Source organism: Streptomyces sp. GB4-14, assembly GCF_022696125.1.
Taxonomy (GTDB): domain Bacteria; phylum Actinomycetota; class Actinomycetes; order Streptomycetales; family Streptomycetaceae; genus Streptomyces; species Streptomyces werraensis.
This window is the reverse complement of sequence record NZ_RZHO01000002.1, coordinates 3276176-3290125: the sequence shown is the minus strand read 5'-3', so window position 1 is coordinate 3290125 and position 13950 is coordinate 3276176. Positions and strand designations below refer to the sequence as shown.

General features: G+C 71.6%; 13 protein-coding genes and 1 tRNA gene. 8 read left to right on the top strand and 6 right to left on the bottom strand.

Features of this window, described 5'->3' with window-relative positions:
• Window positions 1–36 precede the first annotated feature (36 nt).
• The 3 genes from pheA (at window position 37) to ELQ39_RS16330 (ending at window position 3596) form a co-directional block, all read left to right on the top strand.
• Window positions 37–969, top strand: coding sequence for a prephenate dehydratase (gene pheA / locus ELQ39_RS16340; protein WP_225626619.1), 933 nt, complete (start codon window positions 37–39; stop codon window positions 967–969).
• Window positions 970–1509: 540 nt separating this feature from the next.
• Entirely contained in the window at window positions 1510–2787 is a 1278-nt protein-coding gene (gene serS, locus ELQ39_RS16335) for a serine--tRNA ligase (protein ID WP_190004449.1), read from the top strand.
• A complete protein-coding gene (locus tag ELQ39_RS16330; RefSeq protein WP_242592440.1) occupies window positions 2784–3596 on the top strand; it encodes an HAD family hydrolase in 813 nt (270 codons plus the stop codon). Before serS ends, ELQ39_RS16330 begins: the two co-directional genes overlap by 4 nt.
• Window positions 3597–3633: 37 nt before the next feature.
• Here the strand turns inward: ELQ39_RS16330 and ELQ39_RS16325 are convergent.
• The 5 genes from ELQ39_RS16325 to ELQ39_RS16305 form a co-directional block, all read right to left on the bottom strand.
• Window positions 3634–3719 (bottom strand) — tRNA-Ser (locus ELQ39_RS16325).
• Between the two features lie 321 nt (window positions 3720–4040).
• Window positions 4041–4760, bottom strand: coding sequence for an ABC transporter permease subunit (locus ELQ39_RS16320; RefSeq protein ID WP_190004447.1), 720 nt, complete (start codon window positions 4758–4760; stop codon window positions 4041–4043).
• A 9-nt stretch (window positions 4761–4769) separates the two neighbouring features.
• The gene (locus ELQ39_RS16315) at window positions 4770–5681 is read right to left on the bottom strand and encodes an ABC transporter ATP-binding protein (RefSeq protein ID WP_019525979.1); all 912 of its coding nucleotides are present in this window, start codon (window positions 5679–5681) and stop codon (window positions 4770–4772) included.
• A complete protein-coding gene (locus tag ELQ39_RS16310; RefSeq protein ID WP_242592438.1) occupies window positions 5678–6589 on the bottom strand; it encodes an ABC transporter permease in 912 nt (303 codons plus the stop codon). The genes ELQ39_RS16315 and ELQ39_RS16310 overlap by 4 nt, the downstream gene beginning before the upstream one ends.
• A complete protein-coding gene (locus ELQ39_RS16305) occupies window positions 6579–7544 on the bottom strand; it encodes an ABC transporter ATP-binding protein (protein ID WP_225626685.1) in 966 nt (321 codons plus the stop codon). Before ELQ39_RS16305 ends, ELQ39_RS16310 begins: the two co-directional genes overlap by 11 nt.
• A 171-nt stretch (window positions 7545–7715) precedes the next feature.
• Between ELQ39_RS16305 and ELQ39_RS16300 the strand changes: the two genes are divergently transcribed.
• The 5 genes from ELQ39_RS16300 to ELQ39_RS16280 all read left to right on the top strand — a co-directional run bounded on the left by ELQ39_RS16300 (window position 7716) and on the right by ELQ39_RS16280 (window position 12635).
• Window positions 7716–9473: an SDR family oxidoreductase gene (locus ELQ39_RS16300; protein ID WP_242592436.1), complete on the top strand. Its 1758-nt coding sequence runs from the start codon at window positions 7716–7718 to the stop codon at window positions 9471–9473.
• A gap of 156 nt (window positions 9474–9629) precedes the next feature.
• Window positions 9630–10178 (top strand): RNA 2'-phosphotransferase, encoded by a 549-nt coding sequence (locus ELQ39_RS16295; RefSeq protein WP_242592434.1) that lies wholly within the window; start codon window positions 9630–9632, stop codon window positions 10176–10178.
• A 3-nt stretch (window positions 10179–10181) separates the two neighbouring features.
• Window positions 10182–10640 carry a hypothetical protein gene (locus ELQ39_RS16290; protein WP_190004443.1) on the top strand — a complete coding sequence of 153 codons (459 nt, stop codon included), beginning with the start codon at window positions 10182–10184 and terminating at the stop codon, window positions 10638–10640.
• 106 nt (window positions 10641–10746) lie between these two features.
• Window positions 10747–11649 (top strand): LLM class flavin-dependent oxidoreductase, encoded by a 903-nt coding sequence (locus ELQ39_RS16285; protein ID WP_242592433.1) that lies wholly within the window; start codon window positions 10747–10749, stop codon window positions 11647–11649.
• Window positions 11650–11747: 98 nt separating this feature from the next.
• Window positions 11748–12635 carry an HAD hydrolase family protein gene (locus ELQ39_RS16280; protein WP_242592432.1) on the top strand — a complete coding sequence of 296 codons (888 nt, stop codon included), beginning with the start codon at window positions 11748–11750 and terminating at the stop codon, window positions 12633–12635.
• Window positions 12636–12683: 48 nt separating this feature from the next.
• Here ELQ39_RS16280 and ELQ39_RS16275 read toward each other — a convergent pair whose 3' ends face one another.
• Entirely contained in the window at window positions 12684–13739 is a 1056-nt protein-coding gene (locus ELQ39_RS16275; RefSeq protein WP_242592431.1) for a M23 family metallopeptidase, read from the bottom strand.
• Window positions 13740–13950: the final 211 nt, after the last annotated feature.

Below are 13950 nucleotides of genomic sequence, written 5' to 3'. Positions count from 1 at the left end.
GAGGGGCTGCCGGCGTGGGCCCATTAGGGTGAGGTCATGCCAGCGAGCTATGCGTATCTCGGCCCAGAGGGCACCTTCACCGAAGTCGCTCTGCGCACGCTTCCCGAGTCGGCCACGCGTGAGCTGGTCCCGTACGTGTCCGTGCAGTCCGCGCTCGACGCGGTGCGCGCCGGCGAGGCCGAGGCCGCCTTCGTCCCCATCGAGAACTCGGTGGAGGGCGGGATCACCACCACCCTCGACGAGCTGGTCGCGGGCACTCCGCTGATGATCTACCGCGAGGTGCTGCTGTCGATCACCTTCGCGCTGCTGGTCCGCCCGGGCACCAAGCTGTCGGACATCAAGACGGTGACCGCCCACCCGGCAGCGCAGCCGCAGGTGCGCAACTGGCTGCGCACCCACCTGCCCGACGCGCTCTGGGAGTCGGCCGCCTCGAACGCGGACGGCGCGCGACTGGTCCAGGAGGGCCGGTACGACGCGGCCTTCGCCGGTGAGTTCGCGGCGGCCCGGTACGGGCTGGAGGCGCTGGAGAGCGGCATTCACGACGCGGAGAACGCCCAGACCCGGTTCGTGCTGGTGGGCCGGCCCGCGCGTCCGGCGGCGCCGACCGGCGCGGACAAGACCTCGGTGGTGCTGTGGCAGCGCGACGACCACCCGGGCGGGCTGCGCGATCTGCTGGGCGAGTTCGCCACCCGGGGCATCAACCTGATGCTGCTCCAGTCGCGGCCGACCGGTGCCGGCATCGGCAACTACTGCTTCTGCATCGACGCCGAGGGACACATCTCGGACCGCAGGATGGCGGAGGCGCTGATGGGACTGAAGCGCATCTGCCTCCAGGTGCGCTATCTCGGTTCGTACCCGAGGGCGGACGTGGAGCCGGGCGAGGTGCGGCCGCCGTTCCCGGGGACGTCGGACGAGGAATTCGTGGGGGCGGCGGACTGGGTGGCGCGCTGCCAGGACGGCCGGTTCTGACCGGTCTGCCGCCGGTCCTACCAGCCGATTGTCGTTATCCACAGAAGTTATCCACAGGGCCGCTTCTCGACCTGGGGACAAGTCGACACCGAGTCGGCCTTCGGTCGACAAATCGCCCTACAGGCCATGATCGCTTTCATTGCGCCGCACCTCACCCTTCGTCCACCTTTTTGAAGGGATCAATCCTTTAGAGGGAGGCCTGTCCACTCGAAAGTGGCGGCGGAGCGGGTTCGGGCCGCGAATGCCCGTCGTCGGCGAGGCGTTTCGGAGTGATCAATTCCGGCATCCACAGATCTTCCCCACAACCTGTGGATAACTTTTCGCGCGGTGTGGACAGCTGTGGACAGCACGACCCCAAGTCCCTTTCGGCTCAAGGGTTTCCGGTCAACCCTGAGCCGTTCGACCGACTCTTTCAAGCGGTCACGCCCCTTTTCTTGACCTTGAGGAACACGGGGGACATTCCCTCAGCAAAGGGACATGGAGCGCGTCACCGCAATAGTGAGTCGTGAGCCGTCATCCCGCACCGGTAGCCTGGACGGCGTGATTGACCTTCGCCTGCTCCGTGAGGACCCCGACCGTGTGCGCGCTTCGCAGCGCGCCCGTGGAGAGGACGTCGCGCTCGTCGACGCCCTCCTGTCTGCCGACGAACGGCGCAGGTCGTCCGGCGTCCGCTTCGACGAGCTGCGTGCCGAGCAGAAGTCGCTCGGCAAGCTCATCGGCCGGGCCACCGGCGACGAGAAGGCCGAGCTGCTCAAGAGGGCCGAGCAGCTCAAGGCCGATGTCAAGGCGGCCGACGCCGAGCGCGACGCCGCCGACACCGAGACCCAGGAGCTCCTGCTCAAGCTGAGCAACCTCGTCCACCCCGACGTGCCCGTCGGCGGCGAGGAGGACTTCGTCACACTCGAGACGCACGGCACCATCCGCGACTTCGCCGCCGAGGGCTTCGAGCCCAAGGACCACCTGGAGCTCGGCCAGCTCCTCGGCGCGATCGACGTCGAGCGCGGCGCCAAGGTCTCCGGCAGCCGCTTCTACTTCCTCACCGGTGTCGGCGCGCTGCTCGAGCTGGCCCTGGTGAACGCCGCGATGGCGCAGGCCACGGCCGCCGGCTTCACGCCGATGCTGACCCCGGCGCTGGTGCGCCCCCAGTCGATGGCGGGCACCGGCTTCCTCGGCCAGGCCGCGCAGGACGTCTACCACCTGGACAAGGACGACCTGTACCTGGTCGGCACGTCCGAGGTGGCCTTGGCCGCCTACCACATGGACGAGATCCTGGAGGCCGACAAGCTGCCGCTGCGCTACGCGGGCTTCTCGCCCTGCTTCCGCCGCGAGGCCGGCTCGCACGGCAAGGACACCCGGGGCATCTTCCGCGTCCACCAGTTCGACAAGGTGGAGATGTTCTCCTACGTCACCCCGGAGGAGTCGCAGGAGGAGCACCGCCGGCTGCTGGAGTGGGAGAAGCAGTGGCTGACCTCGCTGGAGCTGCCGTTCCGCGTCATCGACGTCGCCTCCGGCGACCTGGGCTCCTCGGCCGCCCGTAAGTACGACTGCGAGGCGTGGATCCCGACCCAGGGCAAGTACCGCGAGCTGACCTCGACCTCGGACTGCACCGAGTTCCAGTCGCGCCGCCTGCAGATCCGGGTGCGCGAGGACAAGAAGGTGCGCCCGCTGGCCACGCTGAACGGCACGCTGTGCGCCGTACCGCGCACCATCGTGGCGATCCTGGAGAACCACCAGCAGCCCGACGGGTCGGTCCGCGTGCCCGAGGTGCTGCGTCCCTACCTGGGCGGCCGGGAGATCCTGGAACCGGTCGCCAAGTGAGCGGCGCGTCGTCCTCCTTCCCGTACCGGCTCGTCGCCACCGACCTGGACGGCACGCTGCTGCGTGACGACCACTCGGTGTCCGCACGGACCCGTCAGGCGCTCGCCGCGGCCACCGCGGCGGGTGCCGCGCACATCGTCGTCACCGGCCGCGCGGTGCCCTGGACCCGTCCGATACTCGAGGACCTCGGCTACCAGGGCCTCGCGGTCTGCGGCCAGGGCGCCCAGGTGTACGACGCCGGCGCGGGACGGCTGCTGACCTCCGTGACGCTGGACCGGCAGCTCGCCGGGGTGGCCCTCGCCAAGATCGAGGCGGAGGTCGGCCCGCTGCACCTCGCGGCGAGCCGGGACGGCCTCGACGGCGAGGTGCTGGTCGGGCCGGGCTACGACGTCATCGGCGCGCTGCCGGCGACGCCGTTCACGGACGCCTCCGACCTGTGGGCCGCCCCGCTGAACAAGCTGTACATCCAGCACCCGGAGCTGTCCTCCGACGAACTGGCCGCGGCGGCCGAGCGCACCGCGGGCGGTTTCGTCACCGTCGTCATGGCGGGCGAGGGCATCGTGGAGCTGCTGCCGCTGGGGCTGTCCAAGGCGACCGGGCTGTCGCTCGCCGCCCGCCGGCTCGGCGTGAAGGCGGCGGAGACGATCGCGTTCGGCGACATGCCCAACGACATCCCGATGTTCGCCTGGTCCGGCCACGGCGTCGCCATGGCCAACGCCCACCGCGAACTGCGGGCGGTCGCCGACGAGGTGACGGCGTCCAACGAGGACGACGGCATCGCGGTGGTGCTGGAGCGCCTGCTGGGCTGACGCCCGGCGCTCTGCGAGACACACGTACGGCGTTCGGCGGAGGATGCACGGATCGAACGTGCGCGGGGCTCTCACCCGACCACGGTTCAGCAAACCGGTGCCTTACCACTCGGCCAATCCTCCGGGTGGGCGGCCCGCGCGCGGTGTGCGCGCGCTCGAAGCGGCCGCCCCGGGCGGTCCTCGGGGGGACTCGACGGAGCAGTAGGGATTACTCCGGAGTTCGCCTCGGGCCGCCCCGACGGGAGCGGAACGTACTGCCGTGCATGGGCATGGTCCCGCTCCTCTCCCGGCTCTCGGCCGCCGGACGTTCCCGGCGGCGGGGACACCTCACTGTGCCCGGCCGGGCCCGTCCGGCGCCACCGAATAAATCACCGCGGGACATGACGGAGGGCGGTGCCGCCGACACCGGCGGCACCGCCCTCACGTAGCGCGAAGGTGTGCCCCTCACTCCTCACCGGCGAGCGTCAGCGTGCGCAGCTTCTGGCCGGCGTACCAGGTGGCCAGCACCGTGACGGCGGCCAGCGCGACCGTCGCCGTGGTCAGGCCCACGTCCGAGGTGACCAGCTCACCGCCCGCCACCTTCTCCGCCACGGCGAGGGACCACTGCTGGACGCTCAGGGTGCGCGCGCCGGGCACCAGGGAGCCGAACAGCGCCTCCCAGATCAGCGCGTACACCAGGCCGAAGACCACCGCGTGCCGCGAGACCGTGCCGAGCAGCAGGAACAGCGCCGCGTAGGCGATGGAGGCGACCAGGGCCGCCACCGTGTAGGCGACGGCGACCTGCTGGCCGTTGCCGTTGAGGATGAAACCGGCGATCAGCGTCGGCACCGCGGAGAACACCATGGTGACGGCGACGGCGACGATCAGCTTGGTGTAGATGATCGTGGGCCGCTTGATCGGCTTGGACAGCAGGTACACCACGGAGCCGTCGTCGATCTCCGGGCCGATCGCGCCGGTGCCCGCGATGACGCCGATGATCGGCACCATCGTGGCGAGCGCGAGCCCGCCGAGGACGTCGGCGGCGGTCTGGTCGTCGGCGCCGGCGAGGGCGCGCACCGCCAGGGAGATCACGACGAGCAGCAGGGGCAGCGCCCCCAGGATGAGGGCCCGGCGACGGCCGAGCAGGGCCCGGTAGGTGAGCCGGGCGACTGTGGGGTCGTACATCAGGGCCTCCTACGCCGCGACCAGGTACGAGAACACGGACTCGAGGGACTCGTCGGACGGCGAGACCGTGAGCAGGCGGATGCCGTGCTCCCTCGCGACCTTCGGCAGCAGCGCGGTGAAGCGGCCGAAGTCGACGGCCTGGACGCGCAGGGCGCCCTCGGTGACGTCGACCTCGATGCCGGAGGTGGACGGGTCGGCGATCAGCGCGGCCGCCAGGGCGCGGTCGTCGCTGGAGCGCACCAGGTAGCGGTGCGGGCGGTCCGTCATCAGACGGCGGATCCGGCGGAAGTCGCCGGAGGCCGCGTGCCGTCCGGCGACGACGACCTCGATGTGCCAGGCGAGCTGCTCGACCTCCTCCAGGATGTGCGAGGAGAACAGCACGGTGCGGCCCTCGTCGCCCATGCGCCGCAGCAGGTCCATCAGCTGCATGCGCTGGCGCGGGTCCATGCCGTTGAACGGCTCGTCGAGCAGCAGCAGCGACGGGTCGTGGACCAGCGCGGACGCCATCTTGACGCGCTGCCGCATGCCCTTGGAGTACGTGGCGATCTTCCGGTCCTGCGCGTACTCCATCTCCACCGTGGCGAGCGCCTTCTGGGCCGCCTTGGCGCCCAGTCCGTGCAGCTCGGCGTTGGCGAGGACGAACTCGCGGCCGGTGAGGAAGTCGTACATCGCCTCGCGCTCGGGCACGATGCCGATGTGGCGGTAGATCTTCTCGTTGCGCCACACCTGCTCGCCGTCGAGGGTGACGGTGCCGGTGGAGGGGGCGAGGAAGCCGCCCATCATGTTGATGAGGGTGGACTTGCCGGCGCCGTTGGGGCCGAGCAGACCGGTGACGCCGGGGCCGATGGTCATGGTGACGTCGTTGACGGCGACCACGTTGCCGAACCAGCGCGAGACGTGGTCGATGCTGAGCGTTGTCACAGGCCCACCTTCTTGTAGCGGCGCATCAGGAGAGCGTGGGAGCCGGCGATCAGGCCGAGGGTGACCAGGACGAAGAGGAGGCCCTCGGTCCGGTCGGGGCCGACCCCGCCGGGGAAGGCGGAGCTCGCGCCCAGGTAGGCGGACTGCACCCCGTCGATGAGGGTGATCGGCGAGAACAGGCCGATCAGGATGCCCGCGTGACCGCTGCCCTGGACGTCGGCGATGGCCTGGAGGGTGGAGACGGCGCCGTAGGAGATGGTCAGCACGGCGATCACGGCGGCGATGCCGAAGCCGCGGCGCGGCGTGACCGACGCGATGACGAGGCCGATGCCGGCGAACAGCAGTGAGAGCAGGGCCACGGACACCAGTCCCTGTGCGAATCCCTTGGTCTGGTCGGTGAAGTCGAGCTTGGCCAGGAGCGCCCCGACGTACAGCACCAGCAGCGGCGCCGCGGTCAGGACGAACAGGGCGGAGGCCAGCGCGGCGTACTTGGCGCGGACGTAGTCGGCGGTCTCGATGGGCCGCGAGAAGTACAGCGGCACCGTCTTGAAGCGCAGGTCGCGGGAGACCGACTGGGGTGCCTGCGAGGCGACGTACAGGCTGATGACGGCCTGCATGACGATCGCGTAGCGGGTGTAGTCGAGCGGCAGTTCCTTCGCCTTGGTGGCGACGGCGACGGCGACCATGATGGCGGCCGGCACGCACATCACGACGAACAGCAGCATCGGCAGCACCTTGGACTTGGCCGAGCGGCCGAGGCCGTAGGCGCCGCGCAGGGACTGCGAGTACAGCGACATCCTGGCGTACGAGCGGCCCAGACGGGGGCCGTCGTAGGAGCGGTAGCCGATGTTGTGGATACGGGTGTCACCCGACGGGGTGGTTGCCTGCGGGGACTGCTCAGCCGCCATGACCGACCGCCTCCTTCCGCTGTGCGTCGGTGTCGTTGGTGAAGACCTCGGCGATCTGGTGCCGCCGCTGTTCCATGCGCACCAGTCCGAGTCCGAGGTCGGCGATCACGTCGCGGACCAGGTCGTAGGTGTCCTCGCCCTGCGCGGTGAGCAGCAGGATGTGCCCGGCGCCCGGCAGGCCGCTCCCGTCCTGGACGGTCACTCCGCGCGCGTGGAGCGCCTCGCGCACCGCGCGGGTGCCGTCGGGGTGCTCGTCGGTGTCGGTGACCTCGATCGCGAGGGTCGTGGTGGTCTGCGTGAAGTCCCGGGTGGAGGAGGAGCGCAGCAGCTTGCCGCCGTCCACGACGACGACGTGGTCGCAGGTGCGCTCCAGCTCGCCCAGCAGGTGGGAGGTGACCAGGACCGAGATGCCGAAGTCCGTGTGGATGCGGCGGATGAGGCCGAGCATCTCGTCGCGGCCGACCGGGTCGAGGCCGTTGGTGGGCTCGTCCAGGAAGACCAGCTGCGGATCGTGCACCAGCGCCTGTGCCAGCTTCACCCGCTGCTTCATGCCGGTGGAGTAGCCGCCGATGGGGCGGTAGCGCTCCTCGTAGAGGCCGACGTGGCGCAGGGTGTCCGCGGTGCGCTCCCGGGCGGCGGTGGCCGGCAGACCGGACATGCGCGCCATGTGGACGACGAACTCGGTCGCCGAGACGTCCGGGGGGAGGCAGTCGTGCTCGGGCATGTAGCCCACCCGTTCCCGGATGGCGGCGCCCTCGGTGGCGACGTCGAGGCCGAGCACTGCGGCGCGGCCCTCCGTGGCGGGGGACAGACCCAGCAGGATCTTGATCAACGTGGACTTGCCGGCCCCGTTGGCTCCGACGAGCCCGGTCACACCGGGTCCGACGTCCACGGAGAGCCGGTCAAGCGCGGTCACCCGGGGGAACCGCTTGCTCAGGCTTTCGGTCGCGATCACAGTCACATCCATGAAGGTAGTGACCCGTACCACTGCGGTCGTCAGACCCCGGGGCCGTCTTGGCGTCCGTCTGGAGTCGTACGCGCCCGTAGGGGACGCCCTGCCTGAGAGTTATGCACACCTCGGGGCGCACTGTTGACGGCTTGTCTCACAGCTGCGAGATTCGCCGCTGTGACGGGACTCGAGGGTGCGCGGCAGCGGTGGGTGCGGACGGGCGGGGTCGAACTGAGCGTGGCCGAGCTGGGCGACCCGGAGCGGCCGGCGGTCGTCCTGGTGCACGGCTACCCGGACAGCAAGGAGGTGTGGTCGCGGGTCGCGCCGCGCCTCGCCGAGCGGTTCCACGTGGTGGCCTACGACGTCCGGGGGCACGGCGGGTCCACCGCGCCGCGTCCGCTGCGCGGCGGGTTCACGCTGGAGAAGCTGACGGACGACTTCCTGGCCGTGGTGGACGCGGTCAGTCCGCACCGGCCGGTGCACCTGGTGGGGCACGACTGGGGCTCGGTGCAGGGGTGGGAGTTCGTCACGGTGCCGCGTGCGCGGGAGCGGATCCTGTCCTTCACCTCGGTCTCGGGCCCTTCGCTGGACCACTTCGGGCACTGGATCAAGAGCCGGGTGTCCCGCCCGACCCCACGCCGGGCGGGGCATCTGCTGGGCCAGGGCCTGAGGTCCTGGTACGTGTACGCGCTGCACACACCCGTGCTGCCCGAGCTGGCCTGGCGCGGGCCGCTCGGGCGGCGCTGGCCGCGGATGCTGGAGCGCATGGAGCGGGTTCCCGGTGACGGCTACCCGACGGCGTCCCTGCCGTCGGACGCGGCGCACGGTGCCTGGCTCTACCGGGACAACGTGCGGCCGAGGCTGGGCGACCCGCGTCCCGACGCCTACGCGCACGTGCCCGTGCAGCTCGTCACACCGCTGGGGGACCGGTTCCTCTCGCCGCGGCTCCACGACGGCCTGGAGCAGTGGGCGCCCCGGCTGGTCCGGCGCACCCTGTCGTCGGGCCACTGGGTACCGCGCAGCAGGCCCGACCAGCTGGCCACCTGGATCGCCGACTTCGTGACGTCCGTGGAGGACGGGCGGCCCGAGAGCCGGGCCCGGGGCCGGTACGCCGACCGGTTCGGCGGGCGGCTGGTGCTGGTGACGGGCGCGGGAAGCGGCATCGGACGGGCCACCGCGCTGGCGTTCGCCGAGGCCGGCGCGCGGGTGGTGGCGGTCGACCGGGACACCGGCGCGGCGCTTCGCACCGCCGGCGAGGCGCGGGCGCGGGGCGCGACGGACGCCTGGGCGGAGACGGCGGACGTGGCCGACGAGCGGGCCGTGGAGAAGCTCGCCGAGCGGGTGACCGCCGCGCACGGGGTGGTGGACGTGCTGGTGAACAACGCGGGCGTCGGCCTGGGCGGCGCCTTCCTCGACACCACGACGGAGGACTGGAAGCGGGTCCTCGACGTCAACCTGTGGGGCGTGATCCACGGCTGTCTGCACTTCGGGCGGCGGATGGCGGAGCGCGGGCAGGGCGGCCACATCGTCAACGTGGCGTCCGCCGCCGCGTTCCAGCCGTCGCGGGCGCTGCCCGCCTACGGGGCGTCGAAGGCGGCGGTGCTGATGCTCAGCGAGTCCCTGCGGGCCGAACTGGCGGAGCGGGGGATCGGTGTGACGGCGGTGTGCCCGGGGTTCGTCACCACGAACATCACGTCCACCGCGCGCTTCGCGGGCACGGACGCGGCGGAGGAGCGGCGCAGGCGGCGGAAGGCGGCGCGGCTGTACGGGCTGCGGAACTACCCGCCGGAGAAGGTCGCCGCCGCGGTGCTGCGGGCGGTGGTGCGCGACGAGGCGGTCGTGCCGGTCACTCCGGAGGCGCGGGCCGCGTACGCGCTGGCGCGGTGGCTGCCGGGGGTGGCGCGGAGGGTCGCGCGGGTGAAGCCGCCGGTGTGACGGGCGCGGGGTGCGTGACCGGCAGGACCGGCGTGAGCGGGCCCGGTTGTCCACAGAACCCCTCGTTCTCCTGTGGATAACCTTGCTTATCTGTGGATCAAACCTTCGGATGTAAATCGATCGCGTGATGCGCGTCTCTCCCGGCAGTCTGAACAGATGGACGAAAGACGGACCGTGCGGGTGTCGAAGTACCTCGCGAAGCACCTGCGCCACCAGCCCGAGCGGATCGGGCTGACCCCCGACGCGGCCGGCTGGGGCGAGATCGACGCGCTGATCGCCGCGGTGGCGGACCATGGCTTCCCGATCACCCGGGAGGAGCTCGACCATGTCGTCGCCGCCAACGACAAGCGGCGCTTCGCCGTCGAGGGCGCCCGTATCCGCGCCAGCCAGGGGCACACCATCCCCGTGGACCTGGAGCTGCCGCCCGCCGATCCGCCGGCCTGGCTGTACCACGGCACCGTCGCCCGGAACCTGGACGCGATCCGCGCCGAGGGCCTGCGGCCCATGAACCGGCACGCCGTGCATCTCTCCGCCGACCGTGAGACCGCCACCCGTGTCGGGGCCCGCCGGGGGCGGCCGGTGGTGCTGTCGGTCGACGCGGGCGCCATGCACCGCGACGGACATGTCTTCCACGTCAGCGCCAACGGCGTCTGGCTGACCGAGGCCGTTCCCAGCCGGTATCTGCGCTTCGGCGAGAGCCGGTAGGCCATGATCGACGGCATGGAGCATCTGCCCACCACCGAGGCCGCCGTCACCGCCCTCCGTGCCCTCGCCGAGCGGTACGGACGCGAGATCGAGGTGGCCCACGACATCGGCGCCGACCAGACCTCCCGCCGCACCGCGGCCGGCGTCGGAGTCACCACCGACCCCGACGGCTCCCTGCCGCACGAGGCCCATGTCGAGTTCGGCGGCCTGCCTCGGGTGCGGGTACGCCTGTTCCCGGAGGACGATGCGCTGATCGACGTCGAGGGCGTCGAGTGCCCCGACATCCCGCGCGACGACGTGCCCGCCTTTCTGCGGTCGCTGTTCGACGGGCTGGCGTATGTGAAGGCGCGGCGGTTCCCGCCGGGCTACTTCCTCGTCGTGCCGCTGCCGGGGGACCGTACGCACAAGGAGTTCATCCCGATGGTCGTGCTCACCCCCTGGCTGAGCGCCCGGGTGCGGTGAGGCTCTGGTGCGGTGAGGGGGAGCCGTAGGAGGACGGGCGGCCCCTCGAGGGCCGTGCACAGGGTGTGTTTCACGTGAAACCGGACGCGCCGCTTAGGCTCGGTGCATGAGCCTGCGTCTGAGCACCGTGATCCTCCCGTACCGCCGCTGGCACGAAGGCAGCCGTTCCGCCTGGGTGCGGGCCGAGGAGCTGGGCTTCCACGCCGGTTACACCTACGACCACCTGTCCTGGCGGAGCTTCCGCGACGGCCCGTGGTTCGGGGCCGTCCCGACCCTGACCGCCGCCGCGGGGGTGACCGAGCGGATGCGTCTGGGCACCCTGGTGACCTCGCCGAACTTCCGGCACCCGGTCACCCTGGCCAAGGAGCTCATCTCCCTGGACGACATCTCCGGCGGCCGCGTCACCCTCGGCATCGGCGCGGGCGGCACCGGCTTCGACGCCACCGCCCTCGGCCAGGAGCCCTGGACCCCGCGTGAGCGCGCCGACCGCTTCGCCGAGTTCGTGCCCCTGCTGGACCGGCTGCTCACCGAGGACGCCGTGTCCTACGAGGGCGACTTCTACCAGGCGCACGAGGCGCGCAACATCCCCGGTTGTGTCCAGCGTCCGCGGCTTCCCTTCGCGGTGGCAGCGACCGGCCCGCGCGGACTGCGGCTCGCGGCCCGGTACGGGCAGGCGTGGGTGACCACCGGCGACCCGAAACTGTACGAGGACGGCACGCCCGAGCAGTCGGTTCTGGCCATTCGCGGTCAGGTGGACAAGCTCGCCGACGCCTGTGCCGGGATCGGCCGGGACGTGACCGGGCTGGACAAGATCCTGCTCACCGGGTTCACCCCGGACCGAGGCCGCCCGCTGGAGTCCCTGGACGCCTTCGTCGACTTCGCCGGCCGCCACATCGAGCTGGGCTTCAACGAGATCGTGCTGCACTGGCCCATCCCGGACTCCGACTTCACTGCGGACCAGAAGGTCTTCGAACGGATCGCGATGGAGGCCCCGGCGCAGCTGCGGTGAACGACAACGGGCGCCGCCCCTCCGAGGCGGGACGAGAAGCCGCTGGTGACGTCGGTAATCACTCAGATGTGCGGAGTCCCGCACGGTCGTGCGGGCATATGCGGGACAATGAGCGGGTGACCTCAGCGATCCGAGAGCCCGAGACCCCGGCCGCCACCACCCCACCGCGGCTCATCGCCACCGACCTCGACGGCACCCTGCTCCGCGACGACAAGTCGGTGTCCCCACGGACCGTCGCCGCCCTGGCCGCCGCCGAGGAGGCGGGCATCGAGGTCTTCTTCGTCACCGGCCGCCCGGCCCGCTGGATGGACGTGGTCAGTGACCATGTGCACGGCCACGGCCTCGCCATCTGCGGCAACGGGGCCGCCGTCGTCGACCTGCACGGCGGCCCGGGCGCGCATCGCTTCGTCAAGGTCCGCGAGCTGCCCCGGAGCAACGCCCTGGACGCGGTGGGCCTGTTGCGCGACGCCGCCCCGGGCACGGTGTACGCCGTGGAGCAGACCTACGGCTTCTACCAGGAGCCCGCCTACCCGAAGCTGCACATGGAGGTGCCGGACGACCTGGCGCCCGCCGAGGACCTGCTGGCCGAGGACTCCCCCACGACCGCCGAACCGGTGCTCAAGATCCTGGCGTACCACCCCGGGATGGAGCCGGACGCGTTCCTCACCGTGGCCCGGCTCGCCATCGGTGACCGCGCCACCGTGACCCGCTCCAGCCCCAGCGCCCTGCTCGAGATCAGCGGACCCGGCGTCTCCAAGGCGAGCACCCTCGCGCTGTGCTGCGCCGAGCGCGGCATCTCGCACGAGGAGGTCGTCGCCTTCGGCGACATGCCGAACGACGTCGAGATGCTGACCTGGGCGGGCCGTTCGTACGCGATGGGCAACGCCCACCCGGACGTGCTCGCCGCCGCCTCGGGCCGCACGGTCGCCAACAACGACGACGGCGTGGCCGTGGTGATCGAGCAGCTGCTGAACGGGCGGGCGTAAGCCCTCGGCGGCTCATCGGGCGGGCCGGAGGCCCCGGGGCCCGCCGCCTCAGAGCGTCACCCCCCGCCCGGCCAGCCACGGCACCGGGTCCACCGACGACCCCATCTCCGGGGTCACCCGCACCTCGAAGTGCAGGTGCGGGCCGGTGGAGTTGCCGCTGGTGCCGGACTGCCCGATCCACTGCCCGGGGGACACGCGCTCCCCCTGGTCGACGGCGACGGCGGCCAGGTGCGCGTACTGGGTGTAGTAGCCGCCCGGGTGCTCGACCACGATCTCGATGCCGAACGCGCCGCCGCAGGACACCTTCACCACGGTGCCGCTGCCCACGGACCGCACCGGCGTCCCGATCGGCACCGCGAAGTCCTGCCCGGTGTGCCGGTTCGCCCAGCGTGCGCCGCCGCTGCCGTAGGAGGCGGACAGCTCGTAGGTCTCCACGGGCGCCACCCAGGGGGTGGTGTACCGCGCCGGCGGCTGGTCGAGCCGGACGGCGCCGCGACAGGAGCCCGCCGCCACCGAGGCGTCCGCCTCGCCCTGGAGTTTCCAGCGCGCCGCCTCGAGCTTGTCCTCGATGTCCTGCTGCAGCGCCGCGAGTTCCTCGTTCCGCTTCTCCAGCTGCTTCCAGGCCGCCGCGGCCTTCGCCTCGTCCCGGGCGAGCCGCGCCTCGGCCCGCTCGCTGCGGCCGAGCGCCTGCTCCAGCGCCATCTCGGCATGGTGCACGACACGCTGACCGCGCATCAGCTGCTCGGGATCGTCCGCCAGGAGCATGTGCGCGGTGAGGGGCAGCCCCCCACCGTCCCGGTACTGGGAGCTGGCGATCCGGCCCAGGTCCTCACGGAGCACGGCGGCCTCCTGCCGCTCGCGGTCGAGCCGCTCCTCCAGCTGCTGCGCCAGCTCCCGCTGCCTCTCCGCCTCCTCGCGTCCGGCCTCGTACCGCTCGGTGGCCTCCGCCGCCTCCTCGTACAGCTGGGCAACCTCGGCGCTGACGGATGAGGAGCCGTGGCCGGGGGCGTGGGATCCGTCGCCGTCGGCGGGCCGGGCGGCGAGCACGGCGAGCGCGCAGAACAGCACGGCGACGAGCAGCGGACGACGGCGGGTGAGACGCATGCCTGCGATCCTGTCCCCGCCCCGGGGCAGGAGGCGCGTTCACGTCGTACACATGGGGGAGGACACACCCCCGGACGGATGCTTCGACGGTCGTCCGGAAGCCCGTCCGCACTGACGGAGCGTCAACGTCTCAGTGCCATGCCACCCCTCAAGAATCGAACTGAGGGTCAGACACTCCTCAGATCGGGTGCCTGATGCCCATGTGACTGCC

Bases quoted from the DNA above. Each gene is read 5' to 3' on its own strand.
- ELQ39_RS16275 (WP_242592431.1), bottom strand. From the start codon at position 13,739: ATGCGTCTCACCCGCCGTCGTCCGCTGCTCGTCGCCGTGCTGTTCTGC.
- ELQ39_RS16295 (WP_242592434.1), top strand. From the start codon at position 9,630: ATGGACGAAAGACGGACCGTGCGGGTGTCGAAGTACCTCGCGAAGCAC.
- ELQ39_RS16285 (WP_242592433.1), top strand. From the start codon at position 10,747: ATGAGCCTGCGTCTGAGCACCGTGATCCTCCCGTACCGCCGCTGGCAC.
- ELQ39_RS16310 (WP_242592438.1), bottom strand. From the start codon at position 6,589: ATGGCGGCTGAGCAGTCCCCGCAGGCAACCACCCCGTCGGGTGACACC.
- ELQ39_RS16290 (WP_190004443.1), top strand. From the start codon at position 10,182: ATGATCGACGGCATGGAGCATCTGCCCACCACCGAGGCCGCCGTCACC.
- pheA (WP_225626619.1), top strand. From the start codon at position 37: ATGCCAGCGAGCTATGCGTATCTCGGCCCAGAGGGCACCTTCACCGAA.
- ELQ39_RS16280 (WP_242592432.1), top strand. From the start codon at position 11,748: ATGCGGGACAATGAGCGGGTGACCTCAGCGATCCGAGAGCCCGAGACC.
- ELQ39_RS16320 (WP_190004447.1), bottom strand. From the start codon at position 4,760: ATGTACGACCCCACAGTCGCCCGGCTCACCTACCGGGCCCTGCTCGGC.